Here is a 19,728-nt window from a genome sequence, read left to right on the forward strand (position 1 = left end):
TTCTGATGTGACAAAACCTGAATCCTGGTCGTTAAAGTGTTTGTTTGCACTCATATTTTAACTGTTAGGACTCAGGTTTTTTTATTTAAAGCAAACTATGGGACAGCAGTGGCATCTGCTCCTTTTTTTTATCGAAGTCATTTAAATATTTTGATTGAAGGTATCACAATTCGCAACCTGACCGGATTTCAAGCCGGTATTAAACCATTGTACCCGCTGCGCGCTGCTGCCATGAGTAAAGCTGTCCGGCACCACCTGTCCGCGAGCACGTTTCTGTAAATAGTCATCGCCAATTTTATGGGCGGCATCCATCGCTTCCTGCACATCACCCTGTTCCAAAAATTGGGTACGTTCATGATTATGGTAAGCCCAGACACCGGCCAGACAGTCTGCCTGCAATTCCTGACGCACTGAAAGCTGATTACTTTGCACTTCGCTTGCTTGCTGACGTGCTTGCTGTACTTGAGAAGAAATACCTAAAATCGTCTGGATATGATGCCCCACTTCATGGGCCACGACATAGGCCAGCGCAAAATCCCCCGCCTGATCATTACGGGAAAGTTCGGTGGCATTCTGTTCTCCAGTAATGCCCATTTGAGTGCGCATATCTTTAAAGAATGCCGTATCGATATACACTTTCTGGTCTGTCGGGCAGTAGAAAGGCCCCATCGCCGCCTGAGCCGTACCACAACCAGAATTCACGATGCCGTTAAACAACACCAGTTTCGGTGGGACATACTGCTGATTTAACTGCTGCTGAAACACCTGATTCCAGGTATCTTCAGTATCTGCCAATACAGTTCCAACAAAATCAATCGACTCCTGCTGTTCTGGCGTGGGATTTTCCAGGCCACGTGTTTCTGCCGCACCCGATACCCCCTGAGTGACCTGCTTGGTGGTTTGATAAGCCTGTTGTGGATCGACACCGAAAAACTTCCAGGCCACAAAGGCCACAATCAATCCAACAATACTGATTCCGCCAGCTTTGGCACCACCACCGCGACGGTCTTCTACATTGCTACTGACACGACGACCTTTCCAACGCATAGTCTTTTCCTTTTCTTAATCTGCTTAATATCCAGATATTTCCACACCTTAAGCTTTTGATGATTTAGGCCAGATTTTCTTAATCAGGCTGATGACCAGCATGACCAGCAGACCCGCTAAAATTCCTACAGCGAAATTAATCAAGGTCGGCGTAACAGCACCCACAATGTTGCCAATGCTGGGAATATCCTGCACATAAGCCACACTGTCTTCAGTAAAGTGATGAATAAAAGGAATAGCATGGTTAATAATTCCACCGCCCACCAGAAACATTGCAGCGGTTCCAACAATGGAGAGAATTTTCATCAGGACCGGGGCAAATGCCAACAAGCCACGTCCTATTTTTTGTTTAAAATCGGACTGCTGTTTAGTCAGATGCAGACCGATATCATCCAGTTTGACAATCAGCGCAACAAAACCATAAACACCAATGGTCATCACCACCGCGATCAGGCTTAAAACAGTCACTTTGGTCAGCATCGAGGCTGCGGCGACCGTTCCCAAAGTAATCACGATAATTTCAGCAGACAGGATAAAGTCAGTGCGAATAGCACCTTTGACTTTTTCATTTTCAAACTGGTGCAAATCCATTTCTGTATGAATCAATTGCTCACGCGCCTGTTCCGCGTCCTTGGCCTTCGGTGTATGCAAGGTATGAATAATTTTTTCCACGCCTTCATAACATAGGAACAAACCACCCAGCACCAACAAGGGATTAATCAGCCAGCCTGCAATAAAGCTGATTAATAAGGCCAGCGGCACCAAAATCAGTTTATTAACAAAAGAACCTTTGGCAACTTTCCAGACCACCGGTAATTCACGATCAGCCCGCACACCTGTCACTTGCTGCGCATTTAAAGCCAGATCATCACCGAGAACGCCTGCCGTTTTTTTTGCTGCCATTTTGCTCATGACAGCGACATCATCCAGAACAGTAGCAATATCATCTAATAATAGTAATAAACTGCTCGCCATACTTATTATCCTTATCTTCTTTCCAGATAGTTTAATCAAAATTCTTAAAAATATTGTATTCACTTGTTTAATTTATAAGATTTTTTTACGACAGCTTTTTTTCTGGCTGACAATCAAAAACAGAATGCCGTACAATGTTGCCATTCGTTAAAATACAGCTGTAGTACTGACTACCCTTTGGAATAGATAATGAGTAATCAAGATAATCGTCCAGTGATCTTGACGGGCGACCGTCCTACCGGACAACTCCACCTCGGCCACTTTGTGGGTTCATTACGCTCTCGTGTAGGTCTGCAAGATTCTCACCATCAACACTTGTTACTCGCCGATGCTCAAGCCCTAACTGATAATGCGGACAATTTTGAAAAAGTACGTCGTAACATTATTGAAGTGGCGACGGATTATCTGGCTGTCGGTATTGATCCAACTAAAACCACAATTTGTGTTCAGTCATGCTTACCTGCCTTAAATGAACTGACCATGCTATATCTCAACTTTGTGACTGTTTCACGTCTTGAGCGTAACCCGACCATTAAATCTGAAATCCAGATGCGTGGTTTTGAGCGTGATATTCCAGCCGGCTTCTTGTGCTACCCGGTGGCTCAAGCTGCTGACATTACAGCATTTAAGGCAACGGTTGTTCCTGTGGGTGAAGATCAAATTCCAATGATCGAACAGACCAACGAAATCGTGCGTCGTTTAAACCGTCAAATTGGTCATGACCTGCTACCAGAATGTAAGGCACTTCTTTCCAATGTTGGTCGCCTACCTGGTTTTGATGGTAAAGCAAAAATGTCGAAATCTTTGGGCAATACCATTGTGCTGGATGCGACAGATAAAGATATTAAGAAAGCCGTCAATGCAATGTATACCGATCCGAATCATCTGCGTATTGAAGATCCAGGTCAGGTCGAAGGCAATGTGGTATTTACTTATCTAGATGCCTTTGACCCAAATAAAGAAGAGCTGGAAGAGCTCAAAGCCCATTATCGTCGTGGTGGTTTAGGCGATGGTACAGTGAAAAAACGTCTGGAAAGTATTTTAAAAGAATTGATCGGCCCAATTCGTGAGCGTCGTATTGAACTGGCTAAAGATCCCGATTACATCATGGATATCCTGAAAACCGGTACGGATAAATGTCGCGATATTACCCAGGCGACACTGGATGAAGTTAAATCTGGCCTCGGTGTATTCCATTTTTAATTAGAAAAAATTGCTCTTAAAAGCTCTTCTGATGAAGAGCTTTTTTGTTTAAGCTAAAATTGCGCAAAAATGATGCAAATATCCCCACATAATCTTCATAGTTTTAACCTTATTTAACATGTATTAACATGAATACTGATGAGTCATATGAGAATGCATCCTATTATGATTGTATTCAGTAAGGAATCAGATTTAACTCTCTCCACAGTTAATGAAGTAGTTTGAAAGACATCCCTTTTTCTACGCAATGACAACCCCAATCATTGCGTTTTTTTTGTCTTTAATTTTTGAATATATTTTATTTCAAGCATAAAAAAACCCGCCAGAGCGGGTTTTTCAAATTCAGCATTTAAGCATTTTTATGACGCATATGCGGGAACAAAATCACATCGCGGATACTTGCTGCATTTGCAAAGATCATCACCAGACGATCAATACCAATACCCTCACCTGCAGTTGGAGGAAGACCGTATTCCAATGCTTCTACAAAGTCTGCATCGTAGTGCATGGCTTCATCATCACCAGCATCTTTTTCAGCAACCTGTGCCTGGAAACGCTCAGCCTGATCGATTGGATCATTTAACTCCGAGAAGCCATTGGCCAACTCACGACCACCAATGAAGAATTCAAAACGGTCGGTAATGTGTGGATTATGATCATTACGGCGTGCCAATGGAGAGGTTTCCGCTGGATATTCTGTAATGAACGTCGGCTGACGCAATTTGGTTTCTACGGTTTCTTCAAATACCATGGTTTGCAGTTTGCCCAGACCAAAACCTGGCTTCACCTGCTCTTTCAATTCTTCCTGAAGGAATTTTGCCAGGAACTCACGGTCATTGACATTTTCAGGAGTAAATTGCGGGTTATTTTCCAGAATTGCATCAAACATTGAAATTTTCTTGAATGGACCTTTGAAGCTATACACTTCATCACCATAAGGCACATCAGTCGTACCCAAGATATCAATCGCCAGACGCTCCAGCATTTGCTCGGTCAATTCCATCAGATCTTTGTAATCTGCATACGCCTGGTAGAATTCAATCATGGTGAATTCAGGGTTATGACGCGTAGAAACACCTTCATTACGGAAGTTACGGTTAATTTCAAACACACGTTCAAAACCGCCGACCACCAAACGCTTTAAGTAAAGCTCTGGCGCAATACGCAAGAACAATGACATATCCAGTGCATTGTGATGTGTTTCGAAAGGACGTGCCGATGCACCACCTGGAATCACATGCATCATTGGCGTTTCAACTTCCATATAGCGCTTTTCAGTCAGGAAGGCACGGATACCCGCCACAACTTTGGCACGAATCTCAAAAGTTTTACGCGTTTCTTCGTTAACAATCAGATCAAGATAACGTTTACGATACTTCACTTCAGTATCGTTCAGACCATGGAACTTGTCTGGCAGTGGACGTAATGATTTGGTCAGTAATTCAAAATGTTCGATGTGTACATACAAATCGCCTTTACCCGAACGGCCGATATAACCTTCAACTGCGATGATATCGCCAAGGTCCAGACCTTTAATAGTGGCCAGTACATCTGCAGCGAGTTCTTTACGCGCCACATAAAGCTGGATACGACCTGTCATGTCCTGGATCACGATAAATGAACCGCGGTTCAACATCACACGACCGGCAACTTTGACGTAGACCTTTTCGCCTGCTTCAATTTCTTCTTTAGATTTATCAGCGAACTGGTCTTGTAAATCCTGGGCATAATGCTCACGCTTAAAGGTATTCGGCCATGGGCTCTTACCTGTTTCTTTTGCCTGAGCTTCGATTTGCTTTAACTTGGCATGACGCTGTGCAATTAAATCGTTTTCGGAAATGATTTGTTCAGAAGTCGATTGAGCGTTAGTTTGCGTCATCTCTGCCTCGAATAAGATTAGTTAAAAAATAGAAGTTGCATAGAATAGCAGAAATCCTTCTCAAATCGTAGCGTAAAGACTCTCAGGAACCGGCTTTTCTTTGGAAAAATCCACTATCCTGCTATTTACACCATTCGGTTGAGCCCTTCTGTCACTCTTTTAAATTCCCTTTCTTCAACCTTTTGCAGCACCCCGCTGCTCTCAGTTGGGATTAAAGTTTAAATCAGACAGGGGTTATACAAAATCATTGCACTGCAAAATTGTGGCTTAGACCAATAGCTAACTGCCTTGTACACCCAGACGTTCTACAATGACGCTCAGATTGAAGATGATGTGCCAATCAACAAATAACCAATATGGCATGTCCCATAAAAATGAGTAATGAACTATGTCTAAGATTTTGTTTTTACATGGCTTAGATTCCTCCAGAGAATCCACCAAGTTCCATGCCATTGATGTGGTACATAAATACTGTATCGATGTCGATTATCGAAATCTGAGTTATAGTTCGGTCACCGAGTTTTATCATGAGATGATTGAAACCATCAAACCGGATATTCTGGTCGGCCACAGTCTTGGCGGTTATTGGGCACTGAAAATGTCACAAGCGTATCAAATTCCATGTGTAGTGGCCAATCCCATTTTGCAGCCTAACTTCCGCGATGATTATCCGCCGATTGGGCATCACGATTTACAGCATGATATTCCTCAGTTTGCCTATCTGGAGCTGGGCGATGAAATTCTGGATATGCATGCGGTTCAGACACAACTTGAAGACTATATGCAAATTCAGGCAGTTGATGGCGGCCATCATCGTCTGGAACATCCTGAGCAAATTAATACACTGATTCAGGAAATTGAAGATCATTTTATCAGGCAATAAAAAAGCCCCACAATTTTGGGGCTTTTTTTAAATGTATAACTTAAGCAACTGCCGCTTCAGGCTGAGATTTGTCATCCAGCACTGACCAGATATCCAGGCCTAATTCAGCATGCAGGTCAGGAAGATCAAGGAAGATACTTGCACCAAGTACTTCATGTTGACATTTTTGAGCCAGTTCATTCACTGCTTTTAAGGTTCCGCCACTTGCCAGAACATCATCCACAATAATTACTTTCTGGGACTGAACTTCCGCAGACATTTCTAAACGATCCAGACCATATTCCAGGCTATAACCCACACCGACCACTGGAGGTGGCAATTTACCTGCTTTACGCACCAACAATAAGCCTTTGCCTGTACGTTGTGCCAACAAGCTTGCCAACACAAAACCACGCGCTTCAACCGCAATAAAGCTTTCTACTTCTGCCAGTTTGTCAGCAGGAATGCTGGCAATCAAAGCGTCAGTCAATGGACCAATATTGCTCATGAAAAGTGGGGTCAAATCAAAGAAGCAAATTCCTGGTTTTGGAAAATCTTGGACCGTACGAATGTGAGACCACAAAGAAGTAGACAAATTGCTCATGGGAGATCTTAAAAAAAGAAAAGGAATATGGGAATTTTAAACCTATTTGAGTAGAGCGGACAAGCCAAGCTGCCTAATAAAAACCCGACGTTTAATTACAAGATATTGATTTTATTATATTGATTTATTTTAAAAATATTTAATCCGGACTTTACTGATTTTAAATTACCTAAAAACTCAAGTTTTTACTGCACGACTTTGGTCTATCCCACAAGATAAACACTCATTTTTGCCATCGTCAGCTTTTTATCCTTTAACCGCCTACGCCAGAAAAGCTGATTGGCGTGATTTTTAGATAAATGAGGAATGTGTCGTCTATTCTGCTGCTAATTTCGCTGATTAAGCTTTTATTCACTTTACTTTATGAATAGAACTGCGTAAAAATTTAGCCAAATATGTTCACTGTTAAAAAGTCATATTCTTTTAGAGTCTTGCCTTTTATGGATTTTAAGCTGACGCCTACAGTTGCTCAGTTTTGGAGAGTTACATGAGAAAGTTTCAATGCATCGTATGTGGATGGATTTATGACGAGGCAGAAGGTTGGCCTCAAGACGGGATCGTGGCAGGCACCAAATGGGAAGATATCCCGGATGACTGGACCTGTCCGGATTGCGGCGTATCTAAAGTCGATTTCGAAATGATCGAAGTCTAATCACGTCCAGTTAAAGGCCATATCCATATGGTCTTTTTTTATGCCCTTCTACCATTTATACAGCATGGAGCTCTACCATATGGAAACAACTATGCATCCTATCGTCATTATTGGTTCAGGTATGGCGGGTTATGCCGTAGCACGTGAATTTCGTAAACTTAATCCAGAACATGAATTGCTGATGATCTGTGCGGATGATGCGGTCAATTATGCCAAACCGACGCTTTCCAATGCTCTGGCCGGCAATAAAGCACCTGAACAAATTCCACTAGGCGATGCAGCTAAAATGTCGGCACAGCTGAATATGCGCATTGAACAGCATACCTGGGTTAAGGCGATTCATCCGGAAGATCATCAACTGGTTTTGGAAAAAGATGGCCAGGAAAGCACGCAACATTATAGCAAACTGGTATTAGCCATCGGTGCCAATCCGGTACGTCTGACGATTGCCGGTGATGCCAGCGATGACATTCATGTCGTCAACAATTTGAGTGACTATAAAGCTTTCCGTAACAATCTGGCAGCACGTGAAGACAAACGTGTAGTAATTTTAGGTGCAGGCCTGATTGGCTGTGAATTTGCCAATGACCTGCAAAATACCGATCATCAGGTCACAGTTATTGATTTGGCGCCGCAGCCGCTTGGCCGTTTATTGCCAGAACATGTTGCTACTGCATTCCAGAAGAATCTTGAAGAAACCGGCATTCACTTTGTCTTGGGCACAACAGTCGAAAAAGTTTCTCGTGCTGACAATGGTGATTATCTGGTCACGCTGGCCAATGGTCAGTCTTTGGTTGCAGATGTAGTATTGTCTGCGGTGGGTTTACAGCCAAATATTTCTTTGGCGAAACAGGCAGACGTACATACCAGTCGCGGAGTTTTAACCACTGCACAACTGGAAACCAACCAAGCCGATATCTATGCGGTGGGCGACTGTGCCGAGGTCAATGGAACCTTATTGCCTTATGTCATGCCGATCATGCAACAAGCCCGCGCTTTGGCAAAAACCTTAAATGGCGAACATACTGCCGTGCATTATCCGGCTATGCCAGTGGCAGTTAAAACGCCTGCTGCACCTTTAACGGTATTGCCTGCACCCATCGATGTTGAGGTGACTTGGGAAACTGAAGAATTTGATGATGGCATGCTGGCTAAAGCGTTCGATGCTAACGGCACCTTACGTGGTTTTGTGCTTTTAGGGGCCACTGCAAGCAAACAGCGTCTGACCTTGACCAAGCAGGTTCCTGACTTGATTCCTGCTGCGGTTTAGAGGTTTAATAGCACGGATATTTTTTAAACGAAATATCCTTTAATTAGGACAGCGACCATGTACAGCGCAGCACAGTTTAATCTTTCCCCCTATACCTCGTTCATGCATGAAACCAAGGTTGATCTTGGTAATGGGATCCAGTTACATGTCGAGGTTGGTGGAAATCCGGAACATCCCACCATTTTACTGATTATGGGGCTGGGTGGGCAAATGCTGTACTGGCCTGACTTTTTCTGCAAGTCACTGATTGACAATGGCTATCACATCATCCGTTTTGATAATCGTGATATTGGCCTGTCTTCAAAAGTTCATCACAAAGGTCCACGCCTGAATACCCTAAAAATGATGAGCCGGTTTGTGCTGGGTCTGGGTAATCAGGGTGCACCTTATGATCTGTATGATATGGCCGAAGATGTCAGCCTGCTCATTGAAAAAATGCAGCTGGAACAGGTCTATGTGCTGGGTGCCTCAATGGGCGGTATGATTGCCCAGATTCTGGCAGCGCGTTATCCGGACAAAGTCAAAAAACTGGGCTTACTGTTTACCAGTAATAACCAGCCGATGTTGCCACCGCCCTTCCCTAAGCAACTCTTTAGTTTGATTGACAAACCGGCTTCAACAGATGAAGATGGCATTGTTGATCATAGTTTGAAACTGTTTAAGATCATCGGCTCACCAGGTTATGTCAATCATCTGGAAGCGGTGCAGACCGCCCGTAAATTATATAAGCGAAGTTACTATCCTGCTGGTGTACTTCAACAGTTTTTAGCAATATTATGTACAGGCTCATTGCTGCAACTGGACAAGCAAATCAAACAAGAAACCCTGGTGGTCCATGGTTCTCGAGATCGATTGCTGCCTCCTAGCCATGGCAAGGCCGTTGCGAAAGCAATTTCAGGGGCTAAATTTGAATTAATTGATGGAATGGGGCATGATATCCCACCGCATTTTATTCCATATCTTAGCGAATTATTTGCTGATCATTTTAAATCATAAACATTAGGACACTATGGCTGCATTACCATCCCTAAGACAGCTGTCATACCTCGTAACACTGTCAGAGACGCTACACTTTACAGAAGCTGCTCGCCGCTCCTTTGTCACCCAGTCAACCTTGTCTGGCGGCATCATGGAGCTGGAGCGTTTACTCGGTGGCGTACTTGTTGAACGCGACCGCCAGAATGTTCGTTTAACGCCTCTTGGTGAACAAGTGGTTGCACGCGCACGTGTTCTACTGGCCGATGCTCAGGACCTAATGCGTTTAAGTCGTGAGATGAGTGAACCTTTAACCGGTGATCTACATCTCGGCGTCATTCCAACAATTGCACCTTTCCTATTGTCCCAGCTGCTGGATGAAGTGCATAAGCAATTACCAAAAATCCAGTTGCATCTGCATGAAGCGCAAAGTGAAAAGATTGTAGAAAAGCTGGAACATGGCAACCTGGATATGGTGGCTTTGGCATTGCCTTTCGACACCCGTGGTCTGAAAGTTGCTGAAATTGCCAAAGAGAATCTGTATCTGGTTTACCAAAAATCTGATCAGCATGCTGCACAAGCAAACTCTTTAGAAGATCTGGATCTGTCTCGCCTGATGTTACTTGAAGAAGGTCATTGCCTGCGTGATCATGCCTTGAGTGCCTGCCCGATTGGTGAGCGTAAAAATGATCACCGTTTAAAAGCCAGCTCACTGCCGACTTTAATCGAAATGGTGTCTGCAAATCTGGGCTTTACCCTGCTGCCTGAAATTGCGATCCATACCAATATGATTAAAGGCAATCCTGAGATTCAGGTAAAAGCGATCGATTCAGCCCCAAGTCGTACCCTGGCATTGGTAACCCGTAAAAGCACACCGCTGCAAAGCGAGTTTGATGTGCTATTACAGATTTTCCAGAAAATCACTCAGCACGATGCTGCCTGATCTATAGATAATAAAAAGGAGCACATGTTGCTCCTTTTTTATATCTTGAATTGAATGCATCCAGTCCGCCTAGAAACTTAGAATCTCTACATTTCAGCTAAATCACTATTCTTTGGGATAGGCATTTGCATCTGCCTGATTCACAGTATAGCTCTCTATCGCATCTACAGGATCGCGTTTTATTGGCTAGCCTTTTGCCTGCACCGGTTTTAGTGATTCGTTCACCGACTGGACTCGACCTGTCAAAAATCCAGACCGTGCTACAGCAACTCGGCTATCAGCCAGATATGCTGCTGTATGCGGACAATATGCTGTCCGCACAATCCATGATTACTGAACATCTGCCTAATCTGATTCTTTATCATGCAGCAACAACTTCAGAGATCAGTTTGATTCATCAGCTGAAACAGCAAAGCTCAGATACACCTGTTATTGCCATATTCAATACGGATGCCATAGCACTCATCTATTCTGCTTTATTATCCGGAGCAGATAGCTATATGCAGCATCATGATTCATTACCGCAGTTCGCTGAGAGTCTAAAAATTGTCTTACGCGGCGGAGCCTACATTCATACTGAACTGGCAGACTATATCCTGCACCAGCCCATTGCTAAAACCTGTCTTAACCTCGCTGAATTGCAGTTATTAAAATTATTGAGTCAACATCAATCGCAAGCTGAACGACAAGATCAGCTCCAGATGAAGGACTATCAGATGTATAGTCGGGTCAAACACATCTATCGAAAACTGGTTAAACTCAGCTTGAACAGTTAAATTCTATGTTCGGAATAAAAAAGAGGCTGAATATTCAGCCTCTTTACATACTTAAACTTATTTAAACAGCTCTAACAGAATACGTTGTGCATTATGCGGTTTTTCACCTTCTTTGGGCTGTGCCCGCAGCCAAGTACCATCACCTTGCAATAACCAGGATTGCTGATTGTCTTTCAAGTAATTCAACAGACCTTGTTGATAGATGCGTTTTTTCAAGGCTTCATCTTCGACCGGGAAACAGGCCTCGACCCGATTAAACAGGTTACGATCCATCCAGTCTGCACTTGAACAGTAAATACGTGAATTGCCATTATTGCTGAAATAATACACGCGGGTATGTTCCAGGAAACGCCCGACAATTGAACGCACCCGGATATTTTCCGACAGACCCGGCAACCCCGGACGCAAACTGCAAATTGAGCGGATAATCAGGTCAATCTGTACCCCGGCCTGAGAAGCCTCATAGAGTTTGTTAATCAATTGCATTTCGGTCAGTGCATTGACTTTGACAATAATCTGCGCCGGTTTCCCTGCTTGAGCATAGGCAATTTCATTATCGATATAGTTAAGTAACTGGGCATGCAAGGTAAATGGCGCATGTAGCAGCTTTTTCAGCTTGGCCATTTTCCCCATACCGGTCAATTCCTGGAAAATACGATGCACATCTTCACACAGATCTTTATCTGTCGTTAATAGACCATAATCGGTATAGATTCGTGCATTGCCGGCATGATAATTACCGGTACCCAGATGCACATAGCGCATCAGTTTGTTATTTTCCCGGCGCACCACCAGAATCATCTTGGCGTGAGTCTTGTAACCAACAATGCCGTAGACCACGACCGCACCCGCTTCTTGCAGGACATTGGCCACCGCAATATTGGATTCTTCATCAAAACGTGCACGCAATTCAATCACTGCGGTGACTTCCTTGCCATTGCGGGCAGCTTCAGCCAGTACCTGCACAATTTCAGAATCTGGCCCACTGCGGTACAAGGTTTGCTTGATCGCCAGCACTTGCGGATCGCGTGCCGCTTCACGTAATAATGAAATGACCGGCGCAAAAGATTCAAAAGGATGGTGCAGCAAAATATCCTGTTTCTGCATCGCACTAAAAATATTTTCAGATTTTTTCAGTACTTTGGGAATGATCGGCGTATGCGAGTCATAACGTAAATGTGGACGCTTAAAGTTAGACAGCAAACGTGCCAGATTGACCGGGCCAGCAACTTTATAAAGCTGCTCGTCGTCCAGATCAAATTCATTGAGCAGATATTCATAAATATGCTGCGGACAATTTTCTGTCACTTCGAGACGTACCGCACGACCAAAACGGCGTGAACTGAGCTCGCCTTTGAGCGCCTTGGCCAGATCTTCGACATCTTCATTCAAGGCCAAATCGGCATTTCGAGTGACACGGAACTGATAACAGCCAGTCGCCGTCATCCCCGGGAACAGATCAGACACATGCTCATGAATAATCGCCGACAGCATCACATGATGTTCTTTTCCATCGGTCAGTTCATCCGGTAAACGCACCACGCGTGGCAGTGAACGCGGTGCAGGTACCACAGCCAGATCAATCTGACGGCCAAAGGCATCTTTCCCTTCCAGCGTGACAATAAAGTTCAGTGATTTATTCACCAGTCGCGGGAATGGATGCGCTGGGTCTAGGCTGATTGGCGTGAGGACGGGAGCCACCTGCTCCTGAAAATATTTTTTGACCCAGGCAGATTGTGCTGGGGTCAATTCACCACGGCGCAAGAAGCAAATATCTTCCTCACGCAATTTTGGCAAAATTTCTTCATTTAAAATACGGTATTGACGTTCAATGGCGGCATGCGCCGTTTTAGAAATCTGTTCTAAAACCTGCTTTGGAGTCAAGCCATCCGGACTCCGGCTTTCATTGTCCAGATCCAGTTGTTCCATCATCCCGGCGACCCGGATTTCAAAAAACTCGTCCAGATTACGCGAGAAAATCAACAGAAAATTCATGCGTTCGAGCAATGGATGTAAAGGATCGACAGCCTGTTCCAGGACACGTAAATGGAAGTCTAGGATAGACAGTTCACGATTAATATAACGATCATTATATGTATATTCGGGCTGTGCTGAAGTTGTGCTGGCTGCCGTATTCATATCAAACCTATGCGGATTTAAAATTGTGCTTATCGCTTCAAGTATGCTTCAAATTGATGACAATTTCATAAAAAAAAGCCCAAATAATTGGGCTTTCTCTTCAAATCATCAATTAAGGTAATTCTGCATAACGCATATAGCGCTGAATCATCCGTTTACGTGCATTTAATGCAGAGGAATTGCGATGATCCTGGAAGTATTTCGGATTGGTGAGAATGGCCGCCAGAAAGATGGCTTGATCCCGGGTCAGGCTTTGCGCGGTTTTACCAAAATAATGTTTGGCCGCCGCTTCAACGCCGTAAATATTGTCCCCGAACTCGATCGAGTTTAAATAGACTTCCAGAATCCGTTCTTTCGACCACATGCGTTCCATCATCCAGGTCGCGACTGCCTCCTGACCTTTACGCACAAATGAACGCTTGTTGACGAGGAACAGGTTTTTCGCCAATTGCTGGGAGATTGTCGAACCACCGGCCACTACACGGCCCTGATTTCTATTTTTATTCAGTGCAGTTTGAATTCCGTCCCAGTCAAAACCATGGTGATGAATAAATTTTCCATCTTCCGCAGTGACGATGGCACGTTTCAGATTCAGGCTGATTTCGTCATAGGGACGCCACTGATGCTGAATCGCTTTGGAAGGTTCTGTCCAGTAATCAATCCGCATCATCATGGTGGTGTTCACCGGATTGGTTCGCCACCAGGCCAGACTGGCAAAGATCCACAATTGAACCAGCAGAATCACACTGACGATGACGAGCATCGTGCGGATCAGAAAGGCTTTCATGTCAGTGCGTTACTCCTGAAAATTTAATTTTTCGTGTTAAGCTTATTCGAAATATACAATCACAGCAAAAAAATAGCATGTCTGAATACTCTCCCCCTGTCGAACATCGCAAACTTGAAATGCATCTCTGGTGGATCACCGCCATTTTAATCGGGATCAATGTTGGATTATTTGGCTGGCAAGCCATGCATGGCATGGATGTTAGCCAGCCGAGTACCCGAGACGCTATTCTCTGGGGTGCCGATTATGCACCTTTAACCTATTTAGCGGAACCCATGCGCTTGTTTAGCAGCATGTTTTTTCATTTTGGCCTGATTCACCTGATGTTGAATATGTGGGCCTTGTATATTTTTGGTAGTGTTGCCGAACAGCTGTTTGGCCGGATGTATTTTATTGGCCTGTATGTGTGTGCCGGATTAATGGGCAGCCTGCTCAGTGGCTATATGAATATTCAAGACAGCTATAGCCTGATCGAAGGCGGTGTGGCCAATCCTGATTTATTGCCTGCGGTCAGTGCCGGCGCATCTGGTGCCGTGATGGGACTCGGTGCTTCACTCACGGTGCTGGCTTTATTGCCAATGCTGCCACAGCAACGTTTTATTCTGGATAAAAAAACCCTGGTGATGGTGATGGGTCTAAACCTCGCGCTGGGCTTTATGATCAGTGGAATCAACAATGCCGCACATATTGGCGGCATGCTGATGGGGGCTTTTCTCACCTTGCTCTGGTACATCGGGCAAAAAATGCAGCGTAGCCACCTGTTCAATCTGATTGCCTTGATTGTCGGGTTCGGCCTTTGTGTGCTGCTTTATCAACATAACTTGGCCTTACTCGAACCCATTCGCCCACTGTGGCAAGAGATTCTGGAAATGATGCAACAGCAACTAAAACTTTAACTCTCAGCCAGTTTAAAAATCACGGAGATGAATCTTATTGATTCATCTCACGCAAACTTTGTAAGGGTGGAATCTCTGACAGATAACTCAGGCGATAACGGCCAATCAGCGCACATAAAGAGGTCATAAAGATCGGCAGGATAATCCAGATTTCCCAATGCGGCTGAATCATTAAATCCATTTTATAACTGGCAATCGCACTGATCACTTCGGCAAACAGGCAGGAAACTATTCCGGCAAACAGCCCAATAAAACCAATTTCCAGACTCATCATGGTTTTCAGTTTCTGCTTGGAACTACCGAATGATCGTAGCAAAGCCACTTCACGTTTGCGTTCATCCATCAACAGGTTCAAACAGGCCATCAGCACCAGAAAACCGGAAATGCTGACCAGTACCGCCAGAATCGTCACGATTTGTACCAATACATTCACAATGCGTTTGATCTCTTCCAGAATCAGGCTGACATCAATAAAGACCGTGTTGGAAAATTGCTGGATCACAGACACCAGTTTGCCCTTATCTGCTTCCGGGACATAAAAACTTCCCAAATAACTGCCGGCATTGGCATCCATGGTATTGGGTGCAAAGATAAAGAAGAAGTTGGGACTAAAACTTTCCCATTCGACTGTTCTTAGATTAACGACTTTAGCTTCCAGTATCCCTTCCGGCAGACTGAAACTGAGCTTGTCGCCAATCTTGATACCTAATTCTTCAGCAGTATTGGCTTCGACCGATACCGTGCCGACCTGTTGCAAAACTGCGTCACCACGAATAATCACATTATCCTGTGGATAGCGGTTTGACTGGGTCAGGTTCAGCTCGCGTTTTAAAGTATTATTGCTTTTGACTAATTCTGGAGCAAAAGGCTGATCATTTTTAGCCACCAGACGCCCACGAACGTTCGGATAAAGTGGTGTACTTTTCCAGCCATTCTGCTCAATTTGAGCTTTTAGGTCTGGCATGTCAAACGGCGGCAAACCATACACAAACTGATTTGGTGTACCTTGCGGCAACTGTTGCTGCCAACGCTCTAATAGGTCTGTGCGCAATACGGCTAATACTGTAATCAGACTGAGACCCAAGGCCAAAGCGGTAATCTGTAAGGCTGTTTGAGATGGTGTTCGTACATAGGCTGACAGATTCAATTTCTGATTGCGCAGCAGTTTTAAGATCAACCATACCGTCAGATACAACACTGCACATAACACAATAATCGCGCCAATTACCCAGGCAGTCAGGAGCAGATTTTCGGTTAGAATCACGCTAAAAATAATCAGGCTGAGCGTTCCAGTCAGCAGCATCCACAGCATGGATTGCACTGATTTTTCCTGCTGGCGAATCACCCGGATCGGTGGCGTATTCAGCAATTGCAACAAGCTTGGCATCACAAAGCCGAGCAGCACCACCGCACTGGTCAGCATCGCGACTGGTAATGGCCCGAGCAGCATCGCCATAGCAGAGAATTCAATTTCTAAGTTGGGAATCAGTTGCAGCATTAACTGTAATAACCCATAACCCAGACCAATGCCGACCACCGTACCAATCGACATGGCAATCAGCAGTACTGTACCGAGCAAGGCCAGATAAGCCGATAAAATCTGCTGTTTGGTCGCACCGATACAACGCATCAAGGCAATATGATCTTGATTCTGCTGGACATAACGCTGCGCAGTGAGAGCAATCGCGATACCACATAATAAAATGGTCAGAATATTGGCCAGTTGCAGGAAGGTATCCAGGTTGGCAATCGGCTTCATTAAGCGGGTATTGCCCTCACTGGCATTGCGTAACCGGAGACTGCTTTGCTGCTCAAATTCCTGTCCCTGCACTTCTGCTGGCGTTTCAGCCGAGCCGTTTTCGGATTTGAGCTGCTGCTTGAATAAAGCTTCATATTCTTGCGTATTGTCTGGAGAACCCGCCATGAGCAAGCGATATTCTATCCGGCTACCCACCTGAATCGCATTGGTGCGTGCCACATCCGCCTGAGATATAATCACCGTTGGCGAAAAGCCAGAAAATCCGAGCTCCTGATTAGAATCCTGTTCAATCTTGGCGGTGACTTTAAACGCCGCATCGGCAATATTCAGCTGATCGCCCAGTTTGACTTTGAGCAGGTCCATAGCCCGTGGACTGAGCCAGATTTCACCCGATTGAATCTTCGTTTTTGCAGGTTGCAGCTGCAGCTCGCCACGCAAGGGAAAAGCCTGATCAATGGCTTTGACATTGACCATGACAAACTGCGCATCGGTATAGGCCATGGTGCTAAAGAAAGTGACTTCTGACTGCTGTAAATCCAGCTGTTTGGCCTGATCACGCCACTGCTCCGGCAAAGGCTCATTATCTGAAAGCACCAGATCACCAGCCAGCATTTCTGCTGCCTGCAAGGCGACTGCATTTTGGATCTGCTCGTTACTAAACTTGAGTGCAGTGGTCGCACTGATTGCCAGCGTTAAGGCAATAATCAGCAGATAAATCCCGGTCGTTTTAAAGCTTTGCGTCAGTAAAGGACGAAATAATAGATTCATTTCATCCTCCACTCGGATGTTCAATCAGCTCGCCATTCAGCAGTTCAAAATGTCGCTGGCACTGCTGCGCCAGTTTGCGGTCATGCGTCACCAGCACCAAGGTCGTTCCCAGTTCCCGGTTCAGTTGAAACAGCAATTGTTCAATTTCTTTGGCAGTTTCGCCGTCGAGATTGCCCGTAGGTTCATCGGCAAAAATGATTTTTGGTTCACTGACCAGTGCGCGCGCAATCGCCACACGCTGCTGTTCACCGCCAGACAGCACTTTCGGTGTTTGCTGTGCCTGTCTATCCAGACCGACCTTATGTAACAGTGCCAGTGCTTTTTGCTCAGCGTCTGCATATTTAAAACCAGGTTGCAAACGTAATGGCAGCATTACATTTTCAAGTGCAGTCAGGTGCGGTAAGAGCTGAAAAGACTGAAAGACAAACCCGATATTTCTTAAACGTACCAGTGCACGTTGTTCTTCATTCAAGTTAGACACTGATTCGCCACAGACCATAAGCTGACCTGAACTTGCCTGATCCAGTGTCGCCAGAATACCCAGTAATGTGGATTTTCCGGAACCGGAACGACCGGTAATTGCCACTTGTTCTCCGGCCTGAATATCCAGATCAAGATCCTCAAAAATGGTGAGCTGTTTTTGTGAAAGTTGTATCTTTTGTGTCAATTTCTGGGCAGAAATAATAGCCTGTGGCATGATGGTCGAATCGTTGCTGCTTTGAATCATACGTGTCCTATATGAAAGATCTTAATCAGAAAACTCGGCTATTGCCTTACTTTTTTTTGCTCAGTCTGTGCCTGTTACCTCTTGGGGTTTCAGCAAAGACGATTATGATTTTAGGTGATAGTTTAAGTGCAGGTTATGGTATCCAGCCCCAGCAGGGTTGGGTACATTTATTACAAAAGCGTTTAGAGCAACAGTATCCGAAACATCATAAAGTGGTCAATGCAAGTGTCAGCGGTGAAACCACCAGCGGAGCACTGGCCAGACTGCCAAAATTGCTGCAGACGCATCGTCCAGACCTTGTGGTGATTGAGTTAGGTGGCAATGATGGCTTACGTGGACAACCACCGCAAATGATTCAAAAAAATTTAGCCAGCCTGATTCAGCAGAGCCAGAAAGCCAAGGCCAAGGTCATCGTCTTTGGCATAAAAATGCCGCCTAATTACGGGCAGGCCTATAGCAAGGCTTTTGAAAATAATTATAAAGTGGTGAGTCAGCAATATAAGGTGAAGTTATTGCCCTTCTTTATGCAGGGTGTCGCCGGTAATAAAACATTGATGCAAAAGGATCTGATTCATCCAAATGCTAAAGCACAGACAATCCTGTTAAATAATGCTTATCCATACATTAAAGGCGCTTTATAAAGCGCCTTTAACTTATTTTAGAATATATTTAGATGAATCGTGATTAGAAATCGAAGAATGTCACTTCACCAGTTTCCAGTGAATATTCAGCACCCACGACTTTTAGTTTTCCTTGTCCAATCAGGTTTTCCAGAACGGCTGAACCGTGACGCAACTGATTCACCGAAGCAAATACGTTGGAACGTACTGCATGCTTGGACAATTTTGCCAAGTCATTTTTCAGTTCAGTCTGCATTAAGGTTTCAACTGAAGGGCGTACGCGGTTCACAATCGACATCAGGTTTGCCGATGGCGGGCAATCCGGGCACATCAAGGTATCAATGGTGGCTTTAATCGCACCACAGTGACTGTGACCTAACACCACCACAATCGCGCAATCATAACGTGCCGCGGCAAATTCAACACTGCCGACCTGTGAGGGTGCAACAATATTACCTGCAACACGAATCACAAAAAGATCGCCGAGACCCTGATCAAAAACCATTTCGGCTGGAACGCGCGAATCTGAACATCCCAAGACAATCGCAAACGGATTCTGATCCTCTGCCATTTCTGCGCGCTGTTGGTGGCTAAGTTGTTTTGGATGCGTGGTATCGCCACTGACAAAACGTTGGTTACCCTGTCTAAGACGTTCTAAAGCTTCTTGAGCTGTGAGCATTCTTTTCTATCACCGATGGTTTTAGTTGCATTATCTTACTGCCAGTTTTTTTGAATGTCACTTGCAGAAAATCTTAGCTGATTAAATTTTTAGCATTTATCTAATTTCATTTCTGCAGGCAATTTATGCGCAATACATCACATTTTCCAGTCATTTAATGCAATCTA

The 19,728-nt window shown here is 44.6% G+C and carries 18 protein-coding genes; 9 read left to right on the forward strand and 9 right to left on the reverse strand.

The features are described from left to right. Positions 1-141: 141 nt before the first annotated feature. On the reverse strand, positions 142-1,047 hold the full coding sequence (gene ypfJ, locus WFH18_RS10955; protein ID WP_004279421.1) for a KPN_02809 family neutral zinc metallopeptidase: 906 nt from the start codon (positions 1,045-1,047) through the stop codon (positions 142-144). A gap of 48 nt (positions 1,048-1,095) precedes the next feature. Then, positions 1,096-2,022, reverse strand: a complete 927-nt coding sequence (locus WFH18_RS10960; protein ID WP_121979924.1) for a DUF808 domain-containing protein — start codon at positions 2,020-2,022, stop codon at positions 1,096-1,098. Positions 2,023-2,211: 189 nt separating this feature from the next. On the opposite strand from WFH18_RS10960, the gene trpS reads away from it, so the two are divergent. Next, positions 2,212-3,225, forward strand: coding sequence for a tryptophan--tRNA ligase (gene trpS, locus WFH18_RS10965; protein ID WP_004279419.1), 1,014 nt, complete (start codon positions 2,212-2,214; stop codon positions 3,223-3,225). 349 nt (positions 3,226-3,574) lie between these two features. Here the strand turns inward: trpS and lysS are convergent, their stop codons facing one another. Further along, positions 3,575-5,104, reverse strand: coding sequence for a lysine--tRNA ligase (lysS, locus tag WFH18_RS10970; protein WP_004279418.1), 1,530 nt, complete (start codon positions 5,102-5,104; stop codon positions 3,575-3,577). A 388-nt stretch (positions 5,105-5,492) separates the two neighbouring features. On the opposite strand from lysS, the gene WFH18_RS10975 reads away from it, so the two are divergent. Further along, positions 5,493-5,987, forward strand: a complete 495-nt coding sequence (locus WFH18_RS10975) for a YqiA/YcfP family alpha/beta fold hydrolase (RefSeq protein ID WP_004279417.1) — start codon at positions 5,493-5,495, stop codon at positions 5,985-5,987. 40 nt (positions 5,988-6,027) lie between these two features. Here the strand turns inward: WFH18_RS10975 and WFH18_RS10980 are convergent, their stop codons facing one another. Further along, positions 6,028-6,570, reverse strand: coding sequence for an adenine phosphoribosyltransferase (locus tag WFH18_RS10980; protein ID WP_004279416.1), 543 nt, complete (start codon positions 6,568-6,570; stop codon positions 6,028-6,030). A 487-nt stretch (positions 6,571-7,057) separates the two neighbouring features. On the opposite strand from WFH18_RS10980, the gene rubA reads away from it, so the two are divergent. From rubA to WFH18_RS11005, 5 genes are all read left to right on the forward strand, one after another. Next, positions 7,058-7,222, forward strand: coding sequence for a rubredoxin RubA (gene rubA, locus WFH18_RS10985; protein WP_004279415.1), 165 nt, complete (start codon positions 7,058-7,060; stop codon positions 7,220-7,222). Between the two features lie 91 nt (positions 7,223-7,313). Further along, positions 7,314-8,492 carry a rubredoxin reductase RubB gene (rubB, locus tag WFH18_RS10990; RefSeq protein WP_121979925.1) on the forward strand — a complete coding sequence of 393 codons (1,179 nt, stop codon included), beginning with the start codon at positions 7,314-7,316 and terminating at the stop codon, positions 8,490-8,492. Between the two features lie 57 nt (positions 8,493-8,549). After that, positions 8,550-9,488: an esterase EstB gene (estB, locus tag WFH18_RS10995; RefSeq protein WP_004646272.1), complete on the forward strand. Its 939-nt coding sequence runs from the start codon at positions 8,550-8,552 to the stop codon at positions 9,486-9,488. Positions 9,489-9,501: 13 nt separating this feature from the next. After that, complete coding sequence (oxyR, locus tag WFH18_RS11000; RefSeq protein WP_004279412.1) at positions 9,502-10,410, forward strand: LysR family transcriptional regulator OxyR; 909 nt, start codon at positions 9,502-9,504, stop codon at positions 10,408-10,410. A gap of 182 nt (positions 10,411-10,592) precedes the next feature. After that, positions 10,593-11,186 carry a response regulator transcription factor gene (locus WFH18_RS11005; protein ID WP_121979927.1) on the forward strand — a complete coding sequence of 198 codons (594 nt, stop codon included), beginning with the start codon at positions 10,593-10,595 and terminating at the stop codon, positions 11,184-11,186. A 57-nt stretch (positions 11,187-11,243) separates the two neighbouring features. Here the strand turns inward: WFH18_RS11005 and ppk1 are convergent, their stop codons facing one another. Further along, positions 11,244-13,325 carry a polyphosphate kinase 1 gene (gene ppk1 / locus WFH18_RS11010; protein WP_121979928.1) on the reverse strand — a complete coding sequence of 694 codons (2,082 nt, stop codon included), beginning with the start codon at positions 13,323-13,325 and terminating at the stop codon, positions 11,244-11,246. A 112-nt stretch (positions 13,326-13,437) separates the two neighbouring features. Further along, positions 13,438-14,112: a monofunctional biosynthetic peptidoglycan transglycosylase gene (gene mtgA / locus WFH18_RS11015; RefSeq protein ID WP_004279409.1), complete on the reverse strand. Its 675-nt coding sequence runs from the start codon at positions 14,110-14,112 to the stop codon at positions 13,438-13,440. 77 nt (positions 14,113-14,189) lie between these two features. On the opposite strand from mtgA, the gene WFH18_RS11020 reads away from it, so the two are divergent. Further along, positions 14,190-15,008 carry a rhomboid family intramembrane serine protease gene (locus tag WFH18_RS11020; protein ID WP_005262372.1) on the forward strand — a complete coding sequence of 273 codons (819 nt, stop codon included), beginning with the start codon at positions 14,190-14,192 and terminating at the stop codon, positions 15,006-15,008. 34 nt (positions 15,009-15,042) lie between these two features. On the opposite strand, the gene WFH18_RS11025 is transcribed toward WFH18_RS11020, so the two are convergent. After that, complete coding sequence (locus WFH18_RS11025) at positions 15,043-17,535, reverse strand: ABC transporter permease (protein WP_121979929.1); 2,493 nt, start codon at positions 17,533-17,535, stop codon at positions 15,043-15,045. 1 nt (position 17,536) lies between these two features. Next, entirely contained in the window at positions 17,537-18,262 is a 726-nt protein-coding gene (locus WFH18_RS11030) for an ABC transporter ATP-binding protein (RefSeq protein ID WP_085064780.1), read from the reverse strand. 11 nt (positions 18,263-18,273) lie between these two features. Here WFH18_RS11030 and WFH18_RS11035 point away from each other — a divergent pair, with 11 nt between their 5' ends. Further along, positions 18,274-18,903 (forward strand): arylesterase, encoded by a 630-nt coding sequence (locus tag WFH18_RS11035; protein WP_121979931.1) that lies wholly within the window; start codon positions 18,274-18,276, stop codon positions 18,901-18,903. 43 nt (positions 18,904-18,946) lie between these two features. Here the strand turns inward: WFH18_RS11035 and WFH18_RS11040 are convergent, their stop codons facing one another. Continuing rightward, entirely contained in the window at positions 18,947-19,561 is a 615-nt protein-coding gene (locus WFH18_RS11040) for a carbonic anhydrase (protein ID WP_004646264.1), read from the reverse strand. Positions 19,562-19,728: the final 167 nt, after the last annotated feature.

The organism is Acinetobacter sp. USHLN143, assembly GCF_037145695.1.
Classification (GTDB): domain Bacteria; phylum Pseudomonadota; class Gammaproteobacteria; order Pseudomonadales; family Moraxellaceae; genus Acinetobacter; species Acinetobacter fasciculus.

Coding starts and splice junctions, on each gene's coding strand:
- ypfJ (WP_004279421.1), bottom strand. CDS start 1,047: ATGCGTTGGAAAGGTCGTCGTGTCAGTAGCAATGTAGAAGACCGTCGC.
- WFH18_RS10960 (WP_121979924.1), bottom strand. CDS start 2,022: ATGGCGAGCAGTTTATTACTATTATTAGATGATATTGCTACTGTTCTG.
- trpS (WP_004279419.1), top strand. CDS start 2,212: ATGAGTAATCAAGATAATCGTCCAGTGATCTTGACGGGCGACCGTCCT.
- lysS (WP_004279418.1), bottom strand. CDS start 5,104: ATGACGCAAACTAACGCTCAATCGACTTCTGAACAAATCATTTCCGAA.
- WFH18_RS10975 (WP_004279417.1), top strand. CDS start 5,493: ATGTCTAAGATTTTGTTTTTACATGGCTTAGATTCCTCCAGAGAATCC.
- WFH18_RS10980 (WP_004279416.1), bottom strand. CDS start 6,570: ATGAGCAATTTGTCTACTTCTTTGTGGTCTCACATTCGTACGGTCCAA.
- rubA (WP_004279415.1), top strand. CDS start 7,058: ATGAGAAAGTTTCAATGCATCGTATGTGGATGGATTTATGACGAGGCA.
- rubB (WP_121979925.1), top strand. CDS start 7,314: ATGCATCCTATCGTCATTATTGGTTCAGGTATGGCGGGTTATGCCGTA.
- estB (WP_004646272.1), top strand. CDS start 8,550: ATGTACAGCGCAGCACAGTTTAATCTTTCCCCCTATACCTCGTTCATG.
- oxyR (WP_004279412.1), top strand. CDS start 9,502: ATGGCTGCATTACCATCCCTAAGACAGCTGTCATACCTCGTAACACTG.
- ppk1 (WP_121979928.1), bottom strand. CDS start 13,325: ATGAATACGGCAGCCAGCACAACTTCAGCACAGCCCGAATATACATAT.
- mtgA (WP_004279409.1), bottom strand. CDS start 14,112: ATGAAAGCCTTTCTGATCCGCACGATGCTCGTCATCGTCAGTGTGATT.
- WFH18_RS11020 (WP_005262372.1), top strand. CDS start 14,190: ATGTCTGAATACTCTCCCCCTGTCGAACATCGCAAACTTGAAATGCAT.
- WFH18_RS11025 (WP_121979929.1), bottom strand. CDS start 17,535: ATGAATCTATTATTTCGTCCTTTACTGACGCAAAGCTTTAAAACGACC.
- WFH18_RS11030 (WP_085064780.1), bottom strand. CDS start 18,262: ATGATTCAAAGCAGCAACGATTCGACCATCATGCCACAGGCTATTATT.
- WFH18_RS11035 (WP_121979931.1), top strand. CDS start 18,274: ATGAAAGATCTTAATCAGAAAACTCGGCTATTGCCTTACTTTTTTTTG.
- WFH18_RS11040 (WP_004646264.1), bottom strand. CDS start 19,561: ATGCTCACAGCTCAAGAAGCTTTAGAACGTCTTAGACAGGGTAACCAA.